Below are 18,112 nucleotides of genomic sequence, written 5' to 3'. Positions count from 1 at the left end.
CTCCTGACGCCGGCACGGGGTGCCGGCCCTCGCAGGCCCTGCGGAGCAATCCGCAGGGCCTGTTTTACTTCCGCCTGTCGGCCGCCGCTGCAGTTCGTCAAGGTCCCGCTGCGGCCTGTCGGCCCGCCGGCGACCCCGCGCGCGGCGCTGCGAAGAATGCCGCCGGCCATCACGCCAGCAGGAGCTTCCATGAGCACCGTCAGCAGCCCCAGCCGCCCGCTCGCCAGCGCGGCCGGTCTCTGGTTTCTCGTCGCCGCCACCGGCCTGGCCATCTTCGCCAGCTACATCGGCATCAGCTATGGCCGTGCCGCCCTCGGTGGGCCACCCGGCCAGGCCCGCTGGGTGGCGGGGGACTGGCTGGGCAATGGATTGCTCAGCGTGCACCTCGTCTTCGCGCTGTTGATGACGGGCATCGGCGTGTTGCAGCTCATTCCGCCGCTGCGACGCAATGCGCCGGCCCTGCACCGCAACCTCGGCCGCGTCTTCATGGTGGGCGCCCTGCTGGGCACCGTCAGCGGCTTCTACCTCGTGTGGGTGAAGGGCACCGTCGGCGGCTTCACGATGCATTTCGCCATCAGCCTCAACGGCCTGCTCATCCTCGCCTTCGCGGGGCTGGCCTGGCGCGACGCGCGGGCCCGCCGCTTCCCCGAGCACCGGCGCTGGGCCCTGCGCCTCTTCATGGCGGTCAACGGTGTCTGGTTCTTCCGCGTCGGCCTGATGCTGTGGCTGATGGTCTGGCGGGCGCCGGTGGGCTTCGACCCCAAGACCTTCACCGGCCCCTTCGTCGATGCGCTGAGCTTTGCGCAGTTCCTGCTGCCGCTGGCCGTGCTGGAGCTCTATCTGCGCGCTCGAGGCCGCAGCATGGCGCTGGCGCTGACGCTGGTGCTGCTGAGCCTGGCGATGGCCGTCGGCATCTTCGGCGCGGCAATGGGCATGTGGCTGCCGCGCCTGATGTGATCAGGGCCGGTCGTTCAGCAGCTCTTCGCACTCGACCTGGGCCGCTGCAGCGGCCTGGGCCGCCAGCGTCGATGCGACGAAGGCCACGCGCTCGCCCGACTCGACGAAGGCCGCCGAGAACTGGCGCATCACATGGTCGACGCCCCGCGGCGAGACCTCGCGCAGATCGCCTTCGAGGTATTGGCCGAAGCTCTGGGCCGACGCGATGATCTCGAAGGAAGGGAAGTACTCGACGCTCTCGTGCGCGTCCGCGAAGCGCCCGGCGACCGCGCGCAGCACGGCCTTGGAATAGCTGGACGCGACGATGACGGGATGCGCCGTCGCCGTGGCCACCAGGGGCACGGGTGACACGGTGACGATCCAGCGCATGCCCGGGTTCACAGCGGCGACGAACTCGCGCACCCACTCCAGGTCGGCCAGGATCTCCGGATACTCGAAGTTCACGAAGCCATGGCGCGCGGCGTCGAACTCGCCCGCCGCCGTGCCCGGGCAGACCGGGAAGACGATGCCACCGCCCTGCTCCACCCAGGCCTCGGTCAGGCCCAGCGTGAAGACGAAGACGTCGCACTCGGTGAAGAGCCGCCTCACCTGGGCCAGATGCCAGGCACGGTCGGCGCGCAGATCGGCCAGGCTGTCATAGCCGCCGGCCTGGATGCGCGGACGCAGGCTGTCGAAGAAACGGCCTTTCTCGGTCAGCACGGGGCTGTCGTCCGCGCGCAGGCCAAAGGCGAACTCGACCAACTGGCGCAGCTGGCGCACCGTGTAGACATTGGCATAGCGGGCCGAGAACACGCCGTATTGCAGCTCGCGCGCCCGCTCGGGCGTGACGCCCGCCGGCGCCTGTTCCACCACCCAGTGGCTGAGGCCGAAGCTGTCCAGCCGCTTGGCCATGTGCTGGGCGAAGCAGGAACCGGCCGTCGCGATCTTCAGCGACGGCGTCAGCTTGAACTTGGTGTTGGGTTTGAAATCGAGCTGGGCCCAGGCCTGGGCGCTGACGCTCTTGCGCCAGAAGGCCTGGGATGGCATGCCTTCATACGGATGGGACATGGGCCAGCACCTCCCTGATCTGTTGCGCCAGCAGCTCGGCATAAAGCTCATTGCCATGCAGGCAGCCGCGCGCCAATTCGGCCTTGAGGCCGCCGTTCTCCGTCAGAGCGCCTGCGGGCGGCGCAATGCTGACGACGCCCACCTGGGCCAGTCGCTGGTTCAGGTCGCCGTACATCAGCCGGTAGATGCGCTGGCGCATCGCGAACGGCTTGATGCCATGCACCGCGAACAGCGCGCCGAAGGCCTCGGGATTGGCCAGGATGTGCTCGTGCGACTCCACCGGCGGCGGCGCCGGCACATGCACGATGCGGGCACGCGGGAACTGCTGGCGCAGCGCCAGGTGCGTCGTCCACAGTGGCTCGGCGATCTGCCGCACCCATTCCAGCGCATCGGCGCGCGACATCCAGCGCCGCCCCGCCTCCATCTGGCCGTCGTCGCCGAGGAAGTCGGCGTGCGAGGGGTCATCGACGAGGGCGGCGATGGCGAACTCCTGGCCGCGCAGCAGCGAGAAGATGACGTCGGCCTCGGCGGGGATATGGCCCAGCACGCCGCTCAGCACGTCGGGGATGTAGAGCACCCCCTCCTTGAGCAGCGGCGGCGGCCCGGCCACGGGAGTGTTGTAGAGCACATGCTCGCCGCGCCAGCCGGCCGGCGCCTCCAGCTCGATGGGCTCGCGAAACGGCACGCCCGTCGACCAGACGGAGCGGTACTTGGCCGACGACACCGGCTCGATATAGCGGTCGATCAGGCCAAAGAGGTGCGAGCTGCCGATGGCAACGAAAAGCCGTGGGGTCATGATGCTGGGGCCAAGCATAGGCGAGGCCAATCGCCCATCCAGAAGGCAAAAGGGCAAACAATGGGCCTCAGTTCCGGGCTAGCGACGCCGGGCCGCGGCCGGATACTGCGCTGGATAGGCTCAGGAGAGCACCATGATCCCCAAGACCATCCACATCATCTGGGTCGGCGACGAATCCAAACGGCCGGACAACTGCATAGCCACCTGGCGGGCCCACAACCCCGACTGGGAACTCAAGATCTGGGGCAATGCCGAACTGATGTCCTACGGCTGGTACAACGCCGACCACATCCGTGCCATGTCGGGCCGCGAGCTCAATGGCGTCGCCGACATCATGCGCTGGGAGATCCTGTTCCGCGAAGGCGGCTTCGTCGTCGATGCCGACAGCATCTGCCGCCGCCCGCTCGAGCCCTGGCTGTTCGACTGCGAGGCCTGCGCCTGCTGGGAGAACGAGATCATCCGCCCCAGCCTGATCGCGGCGGGCTATGTCGCCTCCGAGCCGCAGAACCCCTTCTTCCGCCAGCTCATCCTGGACCTGAAGGAAAAGCCCACGGTCATCGACCGCATGGCCTGGCAGAGCGTCGGGCCGCTCTACCTGACCGAGGCCCACCGCAAATACAACTACATCAACCTGACGATCTGGCCCAGCCACTTCTTCATTCCCCAGCACTACTCCGGCATCCGCTACAGCGGCAAGGGGCCCGTGTTCGCCGACCAGGAATGGGGCAGCACGCGCCGGAACTACGACGAGTTGCATACACGGAGCGTGGCATGAGCCAGACGACGACGTCCCCTGAAACCGAGCGCGGCCCCAGGCCGGCCCTGTGCCAGCCCGAAGGCCTGCCGCCGGTGTCGGCGCTGGAGCGCGCCCACTCGCCCTATTTCGTGCACCGCATTCCCGTCAGCCGCCAGCTGATGGGCCATCCGCGCGTGGCGGTGCTGCAGGAGATGTGCCGCGGCAAGCGCGTGCTGCACGTGGGCTGCGTCGACTGGCCCATCACCGACCTGAACCGCTCCCTGCACCTGCAGCTCGATCAGGTCTGCCAGCTCGATGGCTTCGACATCCATGACGAGGCCTTCCCGCACATGCTGCCGCATCTGAAGGGCCGGCTGTTCTCGTCCTGGGATCAGGTCAAGGATGCCTACGACCTCGTGCTGGTGCCCGAGGTGCTGGAACATGTGCCCGACGTGAAGGGCTTCCTGGAGCAGCTCGACCGTGTCGGCGCCAAGGAATACGTCATCACCGTGCCCGACGCCTACAGCTGCTTCAGCCGCCACTTCGATTACCAGACGGAGGCCGAGACCTTTGTCGAAGTCGTGCACCCCGACCACAACTGCTGGTACACGCCCTACACGCTGGCCAACGTCATCCACAAGTACACGACGCTGGACCTGCAGGGCATCTGGTTCTTCAACAACATCTCGCTGCTGGCCATCGCCCGCCGCAAGGTCTGAACGCCGCGATGCCGTCGCCCTTCTTCTCGATCGTCATGGCCACGCACGACCGGCCGGCCACGCTGGCCCGTGCGATCGCCTCGCTGCGCGCCCAGACCTGTGCCGACTTCGAGATCCTGCTGGTGGCCGACGCGCTGGACGCCGAAACGGCCGCCGTCATCGCCCGTGACCTCGGCCCGGCCGACAGCTTCATGAAGCGCAGCGGCGCCAATGGCCCCGCCGAGAGCCGCAACCGGGGCCTGGCCCTGGCGCGCGGCGAATGGGTCGTCTTCCTGGACGACGACGACACCTTCGAGCCGCACCACCTGGCCGCCTTGAAGCCGCATTGCGAGCGCGCGGACGCGCAAGTGCTGTTCACCGACATCACCGTCGTCACCGAGGACCGCCAGCAGGCCGGCATCCCCGAGCTGGGCCGCCAGACCACGCCGCTGGCGGGCGCCGACGTCAACACGCTGTGGGTCAAGAATTTCATCCCGCTGCACTGCCTGGCCTACCGGCGCAGCCTGCTGCAGGGCTTGAGCTTCGACGCCCATCTGGCCTCCCAGGAAGACTGGGACTGGCTGCTCGGCGTCTGCTCGCGCGCCCTGCCCCGCCACATCGCCGGCGGTGGCGCCGTCATGCACAAGGACTATGTGAACCCCGGCGCCCGCCGCGGCCAGCAGGAGGCGTCCAACAACACGACCGTGGTGCTGGACTTCCTGCATGTCTACCGCCGCTGGCCGGCACCGACACCCGAGCTGAAGGCGGCGCGGGCCGGCCTGCTCAAGGGTGTGGGCCTGGCCTTGCCGGTGGAGTGGTTCTAGAGGCTTCTGGGGCCACTTGCCGGCCTATCGGCTTCTCAGGCCCTCGACGTCGATGACGCAAATGCCCTGTCGACGGGTTTCGATCAGCCCAGCGGCTTCCAGGCGTTTCAGCGCCGCATTCGCCCGCTGCCGGGACACGCCCGCCAGCAGCCCGATTTCGCTCTGGCTCAGCAGCAGCAGTTTGGAGCGGTTGGGGTAGAGATAGGGATCGAAAAGGCTGGCCAGCATGTGCGCGACCCTGGAGTCGATGCTGGTCAGACGCCCGATCGCCAGCAGCGCCATGAAGTGGCCGAGCCGGGCGTTCAACAGGCGCGCGACGAACTGATTGAACGCCAGGCTGCTGTCCAGCAGCCACTGGAAGACATGCAAGGGGATCAGCGCCACCTTGGTCTCGCGCTGGGCCACGGCGTCGTACTGCCAGATGCCCTGCTTCATCAGCGTGCCTTCGCCGAACCAGGTTTCCGAGCTGGCCGCGGTCAGGGCCGTTTCCTCGCCGCGTTCGCTGACGACCTTCTGCACCACCAGTCCGTCCATGATGCCGACCCAGTAGCTCGCTTCGCCGCCGGCGCGCACGATGGACTGGCCCGGGAAATACACCCTCTCGATGGCGCCCGCCAGCACCAGATCGAGATCGCCCGGCGCCAGCGTCCGGCCCCAGGGCGACGTGCGGATGAAGGTGTAGAGGTCCCCGGAGGCTTGCATCGGCGGTCTGTCCATCGAAGGAGTATGCAGACATCGCGCGCCCTGTCGCGGCGATAGCCGGCCTGTCGCTGCGTTGTCACCGCCTGTCGCAGCAGCGGGGCGCTCCCGGCGGCCTGCCACGAGGATGCGGCCTTCCCATCCCACCCGAGGCCCATCGATGATCGCTCCCCTCCACCGCCTTCTCGTCGCCACGCTTGCCGGCGTCACGATGCTTGCCGCCCAGGCGGCGGACACCCCAGCGCCCGAAGAGCTGACAGCCACCGTGGCCGCGCTGGACGCAGCAGCTTTCGAAGCCTTCAACCATTGCGAGGCCCCCGGCCAGCTCGATCGCTACGCGAGCTTCTTCGACCCCAACGTCGAGTTCTATCACGACAACGGCGGCGTCTCGTGGACGCGCGACGTGATGATCGCCCAGACCCGGGCCAACGTCTGCGGCAAGTTCCAGCGCGAGCTGGTGCCGGGCACGCTGAAGGTCTGGCCCATCAAGGGCTTCGGCGCGCTGGCCCGCGGCGAGCACCGTTTCTGCCACTACAAGCCGGGCGGCACGACCCACCCCTGCGAAGGCCGCGCCGAGTTCACCATCCTCTGGCGCCAGCAAGGCACCACATGGACGATCACGCGGGCCTTCAGCTACGGGCATGGATCGAACTGACTTGGCCACCGAGGCGCCGCATCCTCAACGCTGAGGACTGGAGGTGTGGACAGCGGCTGAAGCTGCCCACACCATCCACTCACCTGCGAGGAGGATCAGATGCCCTACGGCGACCGGGTCTTGAAGAAAGACATGAGTGGCGACGACGTCGCCGAGCTGCAACTCCGGCTGGCCGGCTTCCGGGGCACGCTGCCCGATGGCGACTTCGGCCCGGGAACGGAGCTCCAGGTCAAGGCATTCCAGAAAGACTACATGGGCATGGCCTCGCCGACCAGCGTGGTCGACCGGGCCACCTTCCTGGCCATCGACGACATGGCCCGCAAATTCCCCATCGACTTCGCGCAGCTGCGCTGCCCTTGCGGCGTCTGCGGCGGCTTCGGCCAGGGCAAGTTCAAGGGGCTCTACATGAATGGCGGCAAGGGCCAGGAGCAGTTCCATCGCTACGAGTACCCCGGCATTCACCGGATGATTCTTTGGGCGGCTCGCGGCCTGTTCTCCTACCGCCGCGAGCTCAGGTTCTCGTTCACGTCGGGCTATCGCTGCAGCGTCGAGAACGAGCGCAAGGGCCGCACCACCACCAACCATCACGGCAAGGCCGTGGACATCGACATCGCCCTCTCGCCCGACATGGGAAAGCGCGAGGACATGGAGCGCTGCAACGAGATCAGGGGCCTGCTGGTCGAGAAATCCAATGCCCAGGTCGGCTGGCTCGGCAGCAATCGCAAGTCCCTGGAGCCGGCCGATATCGCGCCGACGTGGGTGCATTACGACGTGCGCAGCTACGAGCCCAAATACCTGAAGGACCTGCATTTCTGCACCGACCAGAACAGCCTCGACCAGCGCCTGCCCATTGCCGTGGCCTAGCTGTTCATGAGGTGATCTCTCTGCTGCGCTGGGCGCGGCCTTCAAGGTCCTGCTGCGACACGACGGCGACGCTGTAGCGGCCGAGGTTCAGCAGGCGCATGACGCCACGTTGCGCCCGGCCCGCCAGCCGCGCCGTCGCATAGGGGCCGAGCACCTTGACCGGGAACAGGCCCTTGGCATCGACGACTTCGAGCCAGTGCGCCTCGTCGTTGCCGGTCGTCATGGCCGCACTTCTTTCAAGGGAATGGTTCGCCGGGCCGGCGCGGCCTTGTCCAGGGCGTACTCCCTGGTTTCCAGCGTCGGCCCCAGGAAGGCCTTCAGCTCTGGCCCCCGGCGCTGCCGCACGGTCTTGAACACAAACTCGAACACCTCCTTGAACCAGGTGCGCCGCCCCATCTCGGAGTACCAGCGCATCGACTGGCGGATGACCGGATCCGGGTGCAACAGCAGCCGACACAGCGCCTTGGGCCGCAGTTGCAGGATGAGCTCCATGGCCTTGAACCACAGGAACAGCCGCCATGGCGGCATGTGGCGGGTCGCCAGCACCTGGTGCTTGTAGTCCCAGCGGCGGGTGTCGAGCTGGATGACGCGGCGGTGTTCCGCCGTCTTGTAGAAGGGTGTCCAGCGGTGCGGCGTCACGTACAGCAGCTGGATCTGGTCCGGGTCGTAGCGCAGCAGATGGCGCAACGACCGCCACAGATCCGCGTCCCGCTCTTCCTCGAACCCAACCACATAGGTCGCCATCGACAGGATGCCGTGCTGGCGCAGCAGCTGTATCGCCTGCTGGTCCTCATGGACGCTGGCACCCTTGCCGATGCGGGCGAGCGTGCTTTCGCTGTAGGACTCGATGCCCAGCAGGAAACGGATGACGCCGGCCTGCCGGTACAGCGCCAGGATGTCGGCATCCCGGACGATGTCGCCGGCCCGCGTCGAGCCGACCAGCAGCACCGGCACCTGCTCGGCAATCAAGGCCTCGAGGAAGGCCCGCCACATCCTGCGCGAACCGGTGGGCAGCTCGTCGGCAAAGTTGATCAGCTCCACGCCCTGCTCGCGGTGCAGCCGTGCAATTTCCCGGGCCAGCTTCACCGGATCGCGGTGGCGCCATTGCGTCCAGAAGCCGCGCTGCCCGCAGTAGTTGCACAGATAGGGGCAGCCGCGCGAGAACTGCAGCACCACCGCGCGCTTGCCGCCCCAGTAGGTGTAGCGGCGGTGCTCGATCAGTTCCCAGCCGATGCGGTAATCGTCCAGATTGCGGATCATGTGGGCCGCCGGCGTTTCGACGACCCTCGGCGGGCCGTCGGGGCGCGTTTCGCGAAAGGCAATGCCGCGCAGCCCGTGCAACTCGCCTTGGCGGCTCAAGGCCTGCATCAGGTCGACGGCCGTCTGTTCGCCCTCGCCGCGCACGATGATGTCGATGCAAGGGCAGTCGGCGAGGATCTCGTCCCAGTGGTAGGTGGGATGCACGCCGCCATAGACGACCGTGACGCCCGGCAGCCGCTGCTTGATTGCGCTGCACAGCGTGACCACTGTGGCATGGGCGGAGCTGGAGCCGGAATGCCCCAGCATCACCACGTCAGCCTGCCTGCGCGCCGTTGCTTCGACGATCCGCTCCAGCGGCATGTTCTCCAGGTCGGCATCGATCAGCTCGACCGCGAAGCCGGCGTCGATCAGGGGCCCGCCAATGCCGAGCAAGCCCAGCGGCGGCAGATGATCGTCCGGAATGCGACTGCCGATGGCCGTGTGCGGCGGGTTGATCAAGATGACCTTCATGCAAGCCTCCCGGCATGCCGCCCTTGACGCGAGATGCGCAAGGGGACCGGCTGCCCTGCCCCGAAGTTTGCAAACCGGCGGTGAGCTCAGTGAGAGGTCGGTGAGGTCAGTGTGAAGTTCCAGGCCGACGGTGCTTCGCGCTGGGGCCAAGTGACGGCCTCGGACGCAGCGTGACCGTCTCGATCACGATCAGTGCACCAGCATCCCTTGCGTCTGCGCCACGCTCACCGTCACTTCCATGCCCGCCGTGAAGCGCAGGAAATCCGCCTCCATGCCGTCGGAGAAGATGACGCCGTGCTCGGGCATTCTGGATCGCAGGCTCAGCGGCGCCGACTTCGTCACCTGCCCGTAGACCAGGCGGGCCTGCGTGCGCCGTGTCGGGAAAGGCTCCCGGACGGCGAATGTCAGGTGATCCGCATCCCAGTCCATGGGCCGGTATGCGCCTCGCCCCGCTGCGCCTGAAGCAGTGGCCAGCGCCATCGACCCCGTGATGACGCTCTTCAACCAGGCCGTGGAGCCGAGGCCGGTCGAGACGATGACGCCCGACGACGATTGCTGCTCGTGGCTGTCACCCTGGGCAATGTCATAGAGCGCCGAGGTATGGCTGCGCGGCCCGATGAACAGGTCATTGACCGCGCGCAGGGTCTGCCCGTCCGACAGCCGGGCCTGCGCCATGGTGACCGCCCGGGTCGGCCGCCGCCCCCGCGAGACATCCCTCAGCAAGGCGCCGAGATGACAGGGCTCGAAGGGCAGCAGCAAGCCATCCCAGCGGCCGGGCTCCGGATTCACACCGATCAGCGGCTGGCCTTCCAGGTATTTCATCGTGTTGGCGACCAGGCCATCCTGCCCCAGCGCCATCACGATGTCGTCCGGCGCGAACACGAAGTTGGGCAGCAGGGCCCGGTCCAGCACCTGATGGCGCCCCCAATCCCGCAGCGCCGCACAGACCCGTTGCAGGCTGTCGGCATAGGCCAGGTTCTCCTGCACATAGTCCGTGAAGTCGGCGCCCAGGTGCTCGATGTAGAAGCGCGCCTGCCCCAGCGTGTGGTACCTGGCGATCAGCTCCTCCAGCCGGGTCTTGCGGGTGACCAGCACGACCTTGCGTTCAACGGCTGCGTTCACGCCTGCCTCCCTCGGTTTCGGGCAGCGTGTGCCCCAGCAGCGACTGCAGCAGCTCCGGCGCCATATTGAACTGGCCGATGCGTTCGGCGTTCTCGGCAATGCCGCCGAAGGCCTGGGCGATCAGCTGGGCCGGCTGCATGCCGACGGCCGCCAGGGCCTGCACCACGCGCGTGTCCGCCTGGCTCAGGGCCGTCATGACGCTGGCAACACGATGGGCTTCGGCCTCGGCCAGCGTGCGGCTGTTGGCCGCCTGGCCGCTCACGAAGGCCTTGCGGCTCTCCTCCAGCTCGATGTCGGCGTCCATCTGCTCGGCGCGCAGGCCGTTGTCCTTGCGCATCAGGGCCGCCTTGGCCTCCAGCTTGGTCTCGCTGATCTCGCGGCGCTTGTGCTCGACAGCGATCTCCGTGTCCAGCTCGTTCTGGCGGATGGCGCGCTCCTTCTCCACGGCCGACATGCGGCGTGAATAGACGGCGTCGTCCGCGGCACGCAGATTGGACTCGCGCGCCTCGGCCTCCAGCGCCCGGGCGATGTCGGGCGTCGGCTTCACGCTCAGGATGGACACGCCCAGGATCTCCAGCCCCAGCGCCTCGATCTCCGGCTGCACGCCCAGCTCGCGCTGGGCCGTCCTTGCGATCAGCGCCGAGGACCGCAGGGCCTGCTTGAGGTCCAGCGCCTGCACGGCCTGCTGGACGATGACCTCGGCCTGCTGGGCCACACGGTCCGCCAGGCGGGCCGGGTCGTCGGACGCATAGGTCTTGCCGTCAGCACGCAGCGAGAAGTCCATCAGGGCCGCGGTGCGCTGCGGCTCGCTGATGCGGTAGGTCACCTGCCCCTGCACGGTCACGCTCTGGAAGTCCGACGTCACCAGGTCGAGCATGAACGGCCGGTCATGGCTGGCCACGGGCACGGCGACGAGGGTCGTGGTCGGCGCGTAGTAATAGAAGGACAGCCCCGCGCCCTGGCGCGCCAGCTTGCCGCCGTGGAACTGCATCAGGTGCGTGGTGGGTTGTGACTTGATGAAGCGAATGCCGAACATGATTCCTTTCCTTCCTTCGATCTATAAGTTGTCCAATACAACTTCATAAGGTGTACAGTACAACCTATATCCTGGAACGTCAAGAGGCAGCGGATTCATGGCGAGCAAGGCAACCTCCAAGGCGGCAGCACCGGTCAAGGACTTTCCCCGGCCCTACACGACGGTGGACGTCGTCATCTTCACGGTGCTGGAGGACGCGTTGAAGGTGCTGCTCGTGCAGCGCCCCTCCGACACGGCCGAGCCCTATCCCGGGCTCTGGGCTCTGCCGGGCGGCTTCGTCAACGTCAGCCTGGACGAGGACCTGCTGGCCTGCGCGCGCCGCAAGCTGCTGCAGAAGACCGGCGTGACCTCGCCCTACCTGGAGCAGCTGGGCAGTTGGGGCGGCGCGGCGCGTGACCCACGCGGCTGGTCGGCGACGCACGCCTACTTCGCGCTCATCGCGGCGCAGGATCTCGAGCTGGCCAAGGGCGCCAACGCGGCGGACGTCGCCTGGTTCGAGGTGGACGAATTGCTGCAGGCGCCCAGGCTCGCCTTCGACCACGCCGACATCCTGCAGGCGGGCGTCGAGCGCCTGCGCGGCAAGGTCGAGTACACCTCGCTGCCCGCCTTCCTGTTGCCCGAGCCCTTCACCCTGCCACAGTTGCAGCGCACCTATGAGGTGGTGCTGGGGCGCCCCATCGACAAGAGCGGCTTTCGCACCCGCATGATGGCGGCAGACTTTCTGCAGGAGGTCGGCTTTGTCGAGAGCGAATCCAACCGGCCACCGATGGGCTACCGCCTGAAGGACCGCTCGGCGCCCGTGTTCTTCCCCAGGACCTTCAGCCCACGCCACACGGCCTGACATCTGAACCGGAGTTGATTCGCCATGAAGCAGACCCGCGCCATCCGCGCCAACATCACCACCCTGGCCGTCGATGCCGTCGTCAACGCCGCGAACTCCTCGCTGCTGGGCGGCGGCGGTGTCGATGGCGCCATCCACCGCGCCGCAGGCCCGGCCTTGCTCGAAGCCTGCCGCAAGCTGAACGGCTGCAAGACCGGGCAGGCCAAGATCACGCCAGGGTTTCGCCTGGCCGCGAAGCACGTCATCCATACCGTCGGCCCGGTCTGGCAGGGCGGCGGCAAGGGTGAGGAGGCGCTGCTTCGCAGCTGCTATGCGGCCTGCCTGGCCCTGGCCCGCGACCAGGGTCTGCAGAGCCTGGCGTTTCCCAGCATCAGCACGGGCGCCTACGGCTACCCCATCCAGCTGGCCGCCAAGGTCGCCGTGGAAAGCGTGCAGCTGTGGCTGCGAGAAAGCGAACTGCCTGCGGACATCACCTTCTGCTGCTTCTCCGAAGAAGACCTGGCCGTGTACGTCGCAGCCCTGGGCGCTGCGTGAGGGGTCTGCCGCTCATCCAAACGGATCCCCCCAACCCATCCGTCTGTCGGCTGGGCAGCCCGGGTGGCGCTTCCTAGACTGCTCTGCATCGGGTGACTTGCGAGCTGGCCAAAGCCGTTGACGCGGTGGATAGGTGGCCTGCCCTGCCCCGTTGACAGGGAGAGTTCCATGCTGACTTCCGCATTTGCGCGCACAGCGCGGCGCGTGGCCGCGCTGCTGGCGCTCACAGGGGCCGCGCTCTGCTGCCCGTTGCCCGCACTGGCGCACGACGACGGCGCCTATTGGCACGACACCGGCGCCACCGCGAAAAACCCGCAGTGGATGCTGACCATCAGCGGCGCGAAGAAGCTCACCGAGCTGTCCCTGCCGGGCACGCATGACAGCGGCACCTACCCGGGCATTGGCGGCCCTCTCGCGCAGACGCAGACGATGAACATCGGCGAGCAGCTGGAATCCGGCATCCGCTACCTCGACATCCGGGTGAAGTACGTCGACCCGGCGACCTTGATCGGGTGTGCCGGGATCTCAACGCGCTGCCAGGTCATGGTGTTCCACGGCGGGGTCCAGATGAACCTGTACTTCGAGCGGGACGTGCTCAGGCCGACCGTCTCGTTCCTGAAGAACAACCCGTCCGAAATCGTCATCATGCGCATTGCCAAGGAGACGGCGAACTGCAATTGCAACCCCGGCGAGGCTTTGGATGAGCTGCTGGAACGCGAGGCCATCCTGGATGGCGTGCCGAGTGGACAGAAATATGCCGACTACCTGCTGCCCCTGTCTTGCCCCGATCCCGATGCGCTGACCTTGGGGCCCGTGCGCCCCATCAACGCCAAACCCGACCCGGCCTCCTGCAATGCCCGCGGCAAGCTGCTGATCGTGGACCAGTTCATGTCGGGCGCCATGAACGCCAACCACCACTACCGGCGCGAACACACGGAAGCCGGTGACGGCTACATCCGCTATGCGGAGCCGGTGACTCATGACCTGACGACGAACTGGGACCTGTACGACCTGCTGTGGGTGCCCACCAAGGCCTTCCTCGGGGCACGCGTCAATGAAGTCTTCTCCACGCTGCAAAGGACGGGGCTGGCCGGTTCGGTCGGTGGGTTTCCCTATTTCTTCGCCAGCGGCCATGTCAGCCCCGAAACCGACGCGGCACGGCTGTCCACCGGGCTGGTGGACGGCATCACGGCCAACGCCTCCACCTACCCGGACTTCCCGCGCACCGGCTGCGCCCTGGGCCTGTGCACCATCTCGTTCGAGGGCATGAACACCCTGGTGGCCGACTACCTGATGCGCCCGAACTTCCACCTCGCCAACAGCCGCGTCGGCATCGTCACGGCCGATTTCCCCGGCTGGCGTTTCATCACGGCGGTGGCCGGCGTGAACGCCGGCGTCACGTTCAGCCGCCCGAGCTTCGCCTACGCCCTGGTGACGTCGGACGGCAAGGCCTATGTCCCCGGCACCTGGACCAACCGGCAGGTCGTGGTCAAGCCGCAGTGCGACGTCGTCTGCGTCGGCAACCGCCTGGCCGTGTCGGAGGACCTGCCCAACGGATTCAACTACGTCATGTCGGGCGGTGGCCACAGCGTCAGCTTCATGACCAGCCCCGTCCGCGTCGACCCGAAGCCGCCCACCATCACGGCAGCCGCGACGACGCAGCCCGGCCGCGACGGCTGGTACACCGGCAACGTGACCGTGCGCTTCAGCTGTGCCGACACCGGCGGCTCCGGCGTTGCGCAATGCCCTGGCGAGCTGGTGCTGAGCAGGGAGGGGATCGTGTCCACCGGCTTGATGTATGCGCTGGACGTCGCGGGCAACAAGAGCGACGGCGCCAGCCTCACGGTCAAGATCGACAAGACACCGCCCGCCGTCGTCTACCGCGGCAACCTGGGCGCCTACTCGCCGGGCCAGACCGTGGACATCAAGTGCGAGGCCATGGACAAGGATTCCGGCGTGGCGTCGACGAGCTGCGCCGACATCCGCGGCCTGGCGTCCTCCTTCGGCCCGGGCAGCCACCGCTACAGCGCCACCGCCACCGACGTCGCCGGCAACACCGGCTTAGGCACCACCACCTTCACCGTCGTGACGCTGCCGGGCGACGTGAACTTCGACGGCGCCATCAACTGCCAGGACCAGGCCGTCGTGAAGGCCTCCTTCGGCAGGCGCACCGGCCAGGCCGGCTTCGACGCCCGGGCCGACGTGAACGGCGACGGCGTGGTCGACATCCGTGACCTGTCCTTCGTCGCGCAGAAGCTCGCGGCGGGCACGAGCTGCCCCTGACCGCGCGACAAGGCAAGACGCCACTCCAAGGAGAACAAAATGATCAAGCTGCTGACCGGCCTGTGCGCCGTCGCCCTGGCCCTGCTGGTCGCGCCCGCACCGGCCGCGACCCTGTCCTTCACCACCCCGCCCGCCGCCGTCCGCCCCGGCGACAGCTTCACGCTGGACGTGCTCGTCGCCGAAGTGGTGGACCTGTATGCCTTCCAGTTCGACATCGCGTTCGACCCCGCGATCCTGCAGGCCAGCCCGGTCCTGGAGGGCGACTTCCTGTCCGCCGGCGGCCGGGCGACGCTGTTCTGGCCCGGCAGCATCGACAACCTCGCCGGCACGGTGTCATTCACGGCCAACACCCTGGTCGGGCCGGGCCCCGGCGTCAGCGGCGACGGCTGGGTCGTGCACCTGTCCTTCCAGGCGCTCACCGCGGGGCGAAGCGAGCTGTCCTTCGGCAATGTCGTGCTGCTCGACTCGGCACTGGCGGACATCACCACGACGCCCATGGGCAGCGCCATCAACGTTTCCAGCGTGCCCGAGCCGGCCTCCCTCGCGCTGTTCGGCATCGGGCTCGCCGTCCTCACCGCAGCCGCCCGGCGGCAGCTGCGACACGGCGGTTGAACGCGGGGCCTGGCCAAGGCCCGGCGCCAGAATCCAGCGCCGGCCTGCCCGAACCCGGCGTTTGGCGGCATGATCGCGCGGCCATGACCGCGCCATTGCACGCCCTGCACCTCCTCATCGTCGACGACCACCCCGTCGTGCGCGTGGGCATGGCGCAGCTGCTGCGCACGCAGCGCGAGGGCTGCGAGGTCAGCGAGGCCGACAGCCTGGCCGCCGCGCAGGCGCTGCTGAGCGCCCGGCCCGACGTGGCCCTCGTCGTGCTGGACGTGCACCTGCCCGGCCTCGCCCCGTTGCAGGCACTCCAGCAGCTGCGCACGGAATGGCCGCTGCTGCCGGTGCTGCTGATGTCGGCCGACACCGACCCGCTGCTGGCCATGCGCGCCCTGGACGAGGGCGCCGCCGGGTGGCTGCCCAAGAGCGCCGACGTCGGCGTGCTGCTCGGAGCGCTGGAGCTGGTGCTGGCCGGCGGCTGCTATCTGCCGCCGTTTCTGCTGCAACGCGGTGCCGAGGCCGCGGAAGAAGCCCTCACGCAGCGCCAGGCCGAAGTGCTGGCCGAGCTGGTGAAGGGTCGCAGCAACAAGGAGATCGCGCGCGAGCTGGGCATGGGCGAGCCGACGGTCAAGGGCCATCTGGTGACGATCTTTCGCATCCTGCGCGTGCGCAACCGCGCCGAGGCCGCGCTGGCGGGTCAGGCGCGGCTGGCGTCAATGCGGTTCTGAACGTGGCTCTGACGGCGCGCTGAGCCAGGCGCGCAGGGCCGCCGGCGGCAGGGGCTTGCGCGCCGGCTGCACGCGCAGCGCCTGCAGCGTCTTGGCGCTCATCGGCAGCGTCTCGCCGCTGATCAGCAGTGCGGGCAGCTTGCCGCCGAAGGCCTCGCGCAGGGCCGCAATGGCTTTCAGCCCGTCGCCCTCGCCGAGCCGCCAATCGCTGATGAGGCGCTGCGGCCGCGCGCCCGCCGCGCGCAGGCGCACCAGCAGAGGCGCCACCGCGGCTTCGGCCCAGACCTCGCAGCCCCAGGTGCGCAGCAGCGTCACGGTGGCCTCGCGCACCGCCTCATCGTCCTCCACGAGGGCCACGCAGCGGCCCTGCAGCGGCTGGCCCTGCGGCACCGTGCGAGGCTCGGTCAGCTGGCGCGGCTCGTCCTGCGGCAGGCTGGCCGTGAAGCAGCTGCCATGCCCCAGGCGGCTGCGCAGGGCCACCGGGTGGTCCAGCAGCCGCGCCAGCCGCGCCACGATGGCCAGGCCCAGGCCGTGGCCGCGGCGCCGGTCGCGCCCCGGGTTGGCGAGCTGCACAAACTCCTCAAAGATGCGCTCGTGGTGCTCGGGCGGGATGCCCGGCCCGGTGTCCCAGACGGCGACCTGCACGCGGCCCGCGCGTTTGCGCGCCGCCAGCAGCACGCCCCCGTGCACGGTGTGCGTCAGCGCGTTGGACAGCAGGTTGCGCAGCAGGCGTTCGAGCTGCTGCGCGTCGCTGCGCACCCACAGCGGCGTCGGGCGCAGGCGCCACTGCAAACCCTTGGCCTCGGCCAGCACCGCGTACTCGGTGGACAGGCGCTCGAACAAGGGCTGCAGCGGCAGCGAGCGCCATTGCGGCTGCAGCGCGCCGCTGTCCAGGCGCGACACGTCGAGCAGGCTTTCCACCAGCCCATCCAGCGCCTGGGCCATGGCCTGCAACTGCTCCGCCGTCTGCGCCGCGCGCCGGCCCTGCAGCTCGTGCGCAGCCTGCGCGGCCAGCAGGCCCAGTGCATGCACGGGCTGGCGCAGGTCGTGGCTGGCGGCGGCCAGGAAACGCGTCTGCGCCTCGCGCGCCGCCTGGGCCTGGGCCAGCAAGGCCTCGCGCTCGAAGCGCAGCGCGTGGCTGTCGCGCAGCAGCCGGGTGTGGCGCAGCGTCAAGGCCATCGCCAGGCCCACGGCGGCCAGCACCAGCAAGGCGTTGTAGGCGCCGCCCCAGCTGCCGGGCCACAGGAAGAGCGCGATCAGTGCCGCGGCCACGGGGGCGATCAGCATCACGAAGGCGCGCGGCTGCGGCGCCATCACATTGATGCTGGCCACGCAGGTGAGGCAGGCCAGCATGGCGGCGTACATCTGGGTCGCATGGAGCCGCGCGTCGAAAGCCATCAGCAGCGCCAGCGCCCACAGCCCACCGGTTGCCAGCGCCCCCAGCTCGGCGCGCCGCTCCCAGGGCACGGCGTCGGCGGCCTCCGGCAGCTGCGCCACCTGGTGCTTCCACCGCGCCCGCAGCACGATCAGCGCCGCAAATGCCAAGCCCCAGGCCAGCAGCAGCGGCAGCGCCACGCGGTCGATCTGCGTGCCCACATGCAGCAGCACCAGCAGCGCCGCCGCCACCAGGCTCACCCCGCTCTGGGCATAGAACAAGCCCAGCATCGCGCGGCGCGTGCGTTCGTCCTGGGGGTGAGGCAGCATGCCCCGCATCATGCCCAGCCCCGCGCCAACTGGCAGCCCTACGAAAGGATAGGCCGGCTGGAGGGCTCAATCACCGGGCGCACGATGGGACCAGCGTCGCGCGCCATGCGCGTCCGTCACTTCGCCTTGCCGCGATGCCGCAGCCCTGCAGGCGTGACAAACCGTAGCCACCCGGGTAATCACCTAAAACTCTTTGGACGTGTCGCGCACAATCA

At 68.4% G+C, this 18,112-nt stretch carries 19 protein-coding genes; 11 read left to right on the top strand and 8 right to left on the bottom strand.

The annotated features are described in order from the left end of the window. The first annotated feature begins 189 nt into the window (after positions 1-189). Positions 190-957, top strand: a complete 768-nt coding sequence (locus AC1DW3_RS19535; RefSeq protein ID WP_477933971.1) for a DUF2306 domain-containing protein — start codon at positions 190-192, stop codon at positions 955-957. Here the strand turns inward: AC1DW3_RS19535 and AC1DW3_RS19530 are convergent, their stop codons facing one another. Both AC1DW3_RS19530 and AC1DW3_RS19525 read right to left on the bottom strand, forming a co-directional pair. Continuing rightward, the gene (locus AC1DW3_RS19530) at positions 958-2,004 is read right to left on the bottom strand and encodes a GSCFA domain-containing protein (protein ID WP_477933969.1); all 1,047 of its coding nucleotides are present in this window, start codon (positions 2,002-2,004) and stop codon (positions 958-960) included. It lies immediately after the preceding gene. Then, positions 1,988-2,800 carry a hypothetical protein gene (locus tag AC1DW3_RS19525; protein WP_477933967.1) on the bottom strand — a complete coding sequence of 271 codons (813 nt, stop codon included), beginning with the start codon at positions 2,798-2,800 and terminating at the stop codon, positions 1,988-1,990. Before AC1DW3_RS19525 ends, AC1DW3_RS19530 begins: the two co-directional genes overlap by 17 nt. Before the next feature lie 133 nt (positions 2,801-2,933). Here AC1DW3_RS19525 and AC1DW3_RS19520 point away from each other — a divergent pair, with 133 nt between their 5' ends. Genes AC1DW3_RS19520 through AC1DW3_RS19510 form a run of 3 tightly spaced genes read left to right on the top strand, consistent with a single transcriptional unit; the run spans position 2,934 to position 5,058 of the window. Beyond that, positions 2,934-3,575 (top strand): glycosyltransferase family 32 protein, encoded by a 642-nt coding sequence (locus AC1DW3_RS19520; protein WP_477933965.1) that lies wholly within the window; start codon positions 2,934-2,936, stop codon positions 3,573-3,575. Further along, positions 3,572-4,255 (top strand): class I SAM-dependent methyltransferase, encoded by a 684-nt coding sequence (locus tag AC1DW3_RS19515; protein WP_477933963.1) that lies wholly within the window; start codon positions 3,572-3,574, stop codon positions 4,253-4,255. Before AC1DW3_RS19520 ends, AC1DW3_RS19515 begins: the two co-directional genes overlap by 4 nt. An 8-nt stretch (positions 4,256-4,263) precedes the next feature. Beyond that, complete coding sequence (locus tag AC1DW3_RS19510) at positions 4,264-5,058, top strand: glycosyltransferase family 2 protein (protein WP_477933961.1); 795 nt, start codon at positions 4,264-4,266, stop codon at positions 5,056-5,058. 24 nt (positions 5,059-5,082) lie between these two features. On the opposite strand, the gene AC1DW3_RS19505 is transcribed toward AC1DW3_RS19510, so the two are convergent. Next, positions 5,083-5,760, bottom strand: a complete 678-nt coding sequence (locus tag AC1DW3_RS19505; RefSeq protein ID WP_477933959.1) for a Crp/Fnr family transcriptional regulator — start codon at positions 5,758-5,760, stop codon at positions 5,083-5,085. 157 nt (positions 5,761-5,917) lie between these two features. Here AC1DW3_RS19505 and AC1DW3_RS19500 point away from each other — a divergent pair, with 157 nt between their 5' ends. After that, the gene (locus tag AC1DW3_RS19500) at positions 5,918-6,412 is read left to right on the top strand and encodes a nuclear transport factor 2 family protein (protein ID WP_477933957.1); all 495 of its coding nucleotides are present in this window, start codon (positions 5,918-5,920) and stop codon (positions 6,410-6,412) included. Positions 6,413-6,511: 99 nt separating this feature from the next. Further along, positions 6,512-7,276 carry a peptidoglycan-binding domain-containing protein gene (locus AC1DW3_RS19495; RefSeq protein ID WP_477933955.1) on the top strand — a complete coding sequence of 255 codons (765 nt, stop codon included), beginning with the start codon at positions 6,512-6,514 and terminating at the stop codon, positions 7,274-7,276. A 4-nt stretch (positions 7,277-7,280) separates the two neighbouring features. On the opposite strand, the gene AC1DW3_RS19490 is transcribed toward AC1DW3_RS19495, so the two are convergent. From AC1DW3_RS19490 to AC1DW3_RS19475, 4 genes are read right to left on the bottom strand one after another with little or no spacing between them, the layout of a single operon-like run. After that, positions 7,281-7,499, bottom strand: a complete 219-nt coding sequence (locus AC1DW3_RS19490; protein ID WP_477933954.1) for a hypothetical protein — start codon at positions 7,497-7,499, stop codon at positions 7,281-7,283. Continuing rightward, positions 7,496-9,196: a magnesium-protoporphyrin IX monomethyl ester anaerobic oxidative cyclase gene (bchE, locus tag AC1DW3_RS19485; protein WP_477933952.1), complete on the bottom strand. Its 1,701-nt coding sequence runs from the start codon at positions 9,194-9,196 to the stop codon at positions 7,496-7,498. The genes AC1DW3_RS19490 and bchE overlap by 4 nt, the downstream gene beginning before the upstream one ends. A gap of 39 nt (positions 9,197-9,235) precedes the next feature. After that, the gene (locus AC1DW3_RS19480) at positions 9,236-10,168 is read right to left on the bottom strand and encodes an NAD(+)/NADH kinase (protein ID WP_477933950.1); all 933 of its coding nucleotides are present in this window, start codon (positions 10,166-10,168) and stop codon (positions 9,236-9,238) included. Continuing rightward, the gene (locus AC1DW3_RS19475; protein WP_477933948.1) at positions 10,152-11,204 is read right to left on the bottom strand and encodes an SPFH domain-containing protein; all 1,053 of its coding nucleotides are present in this window, start codon (positions 11,202-11,204) and stop codon (positions 10,152-10,154) included. The genes AC1DW3_RS19480 and AC1DW3_RS19475 overlap by 17 nt, the downstream gene beginning before the upstream one ends. A 97-nt stretch (positions 11,205-11,301) precedes the next feature. Between AC1DW3_RS19475 and AC1DW3_RS19470 the strand changes: the two genes are divergently transcribed. The 5 genes from AC1DW3_RS19470 to AC1DW3_RS19450 all read left to right on the top strand — a co-directional run bounded on the left by AC1DW3_RS19470 (position 11,302) and on the right by AC1DW3_RS19450 (position 16,193). Continuing rightward, positions 11,302-12,045 carry an NUDIX hydrolase gene (locus AC1DW3_RS19470; protein ID WP_477933946.1) on the top strand — a complete coding sequence of 248 codons (744 nt, stop codon included), beginning with the start codon at positions 11,302-11,304 and terminating at the stop codon, positions 12,043-12,045. A 24-nt stretch (positions 12,046-12,069) separates the two neighbouring features. Then, positions 12,070-12,579: an O-acetyl-ADP-ribose deacetylase gene (locus tag AC1DW3_RS19465; RefSeq protein WP_477933944.1), complete on the top strand. Its 510-nt coding sequence runs from the start codon at positions 12,070-12,072 to the stop codon at positions 12,577-12,579. A gap of 168 nt (positions 12,580-12,747) precedes the next feature. Then, positions 12,748-14,862: a dockerin type I domain-containing protein gene (locus tag AC1DW3_RS19460; protein WP_477933942.1), complete on the top strand. Its 2,115-nt coding sequence runs from the start codon at positions 12,748-12,750 to the stop codon at positions 14,860-14,862. Between the two features lie 39 nt (positions 14,863-14,901). Next, positions 14,902-15,474 carry a cohesin domain-containing protein gene (locus AC1DW3_RS19455; RefSeq protein ID WP_477933940.1) on the top strand — a complete coding sequence of 191 codons (573 nt, stop codon included), beginning with the start codon at positions 14,902-14,904 and terminating at the stop codon, positions 15,472-15,474. A gap of 83 nt (positions 15,475-15,557) precedes the next feature. After that, positions 15,558-16,193 (top strand): response regulator, encoded by a 636-nt coding sequence (locus AC1DW3_RS19450; RefSeq protein WP_477933938.1) that lies wholly within the window; start codon positions 15,558-15,560, stop codon positions 16,191-16,193. Here the strand turns inward: AC1DW3_RS19450 and AC1DW3_RS19445 are convergent. Further along, positions 16,179-17,897, bottom strand: a complete 1,719-nt coding sequence (locus tag AC1DW3_RS19445) for an ATP-binding response regulator (RefSeq protein ID WP_477933936.1) — start codon at positions 17,895-17,897, stop codon at positions 16,179-16,181. The genes AC1DW3_RS19450 and AC1DW3_RS19445 overlap by 15 nt on opposite strands. Between the last annotated feature and the right edge of the window lie 215 nt (positions 17,898-18,112).

It is taken from the genome of Roseateles sp. P2_H4 (genome assembly GCF_056403315.1).
This window is presented reverse-complemented; position numbering and strand designations above follow the sequence as displayed.

Coding starts and splice junctions, on each gene's coding strand:
- AC1DW3_RS19450 (WP_477933938.1), top strand. CDS start 15,558: ATGACCGCGCCATTGCACGCCCTGCACCTCCTCATCGTCGACGACCAC.
- AC1DW3_RS19470 (WP_477933946.1), top strand. CDS start 11,302: ATGGCGAGCAAGGCAACCTCCAAGGCGGCAGCACCGGTCAAGGACTTT.
- AC1DW3_RS19460 (WP_477933942.1), top strand. CDS start 12,748: ATGCTGACTTCCGCATTTGCGCGCACAGCGCGGCGCGTGGCCGCGCTG.
- AC1DW3_RS19525 (WP_477933967.1), bottom strand. CDS start 2,800: ATGACCCCACGGCTTTTCGTTGCCATCGGCAGCTCGCACCTCTTTGGC.
- AC1DW3_RS19465 (WP_477933944.1), top strand. CDS start 12,070: ATGAAGCAGACCCGCGCCATCCGCGCCAACATCACCACCCTGGCCGTC.
- AC1DW3_RS19520 (WP_477933965.1), top strand. CDS start 2,934: ATGATCCCCAAGACCATCCACATCATCTGGGTCGGCGACGAATCCAAA.
- AC1DW3_RS19530 (WP_477933969.1), bottom strand. CDS start 2,004: ATGTCCCATCCGTATGAAGGCATGCCATCCCAGGCCTTCTGGCGCAAG.
- AC1DW3_RS19510 (WP_477933961.1), top strand. CDS start 4,264: ATGCCGTCGCCCTTCTTCTCGATCGTCATGGCCACGCACGACCGGCCG.
- AC1DW3_RS19490 (WP_477933954.1), bottom strand. CDS start 7,499: ATGACGACCGGCAACGACGAGGCGCACTGGCTCGAAGTCGTCGATGCC.
- AC1DW3_RS19505 (WP_477933959.1), bottom strand. CDS start 5,760: ATGCAAGCCTCCGGGGACCTCTACACCTTCATCCGCACGTCGCCCTGG.
- AC1DW3_RS19535 (WP_477933971.1), top strand. CDS start 190: ATGAGCACCGTCAGCAGCCCCAGCCGCCCGCTCGCCAGCGCGGCCGGT.
- AC1DW3_RS19455 (WP_477933940.1), top strand. CDS start 14,902: ATGATCAAGCTGCTGACCGGCCTGTGCGCCGTCGCCCTGGCCCTGCTG.
- AC1DW3_RS19515 (WP_477933963.1), top strand. CDS start 3,572: ATGAGCCAGACGACGACGTCCCCTGAAACCGAGCGCGGCCCCAGGCCG.
- AC1DW3_RS19475 (WP_477933948.1), bottom strand. CDS start 11,204: ATGTTCGGCATTCGCTTCATCAAGTCACAACCCACCACGCACCTGATG.
- AC1DW3_RS19495 (WP_477933955.1), top strand. CDS start 6,512: ATGCCCTACGGCGACCGGGTCTTGAAGAAAGACATGAGTGGCGACGAC.
- AC1DW3_RS19500 (WP_477933957.1), top strand. CDS start 5,918: ATGATCGCTCCCCTCCACCGCCTTCTCGTCGCCACGCTTGCCGGCGTC.
- AC1DW3_RS19445 (WP_477933936.1), bottom strand. CDS start 17,897: ATGCTGCCTCACCCCCAGGACGAACGCACGCGCCGCGCGATGCTGGGC.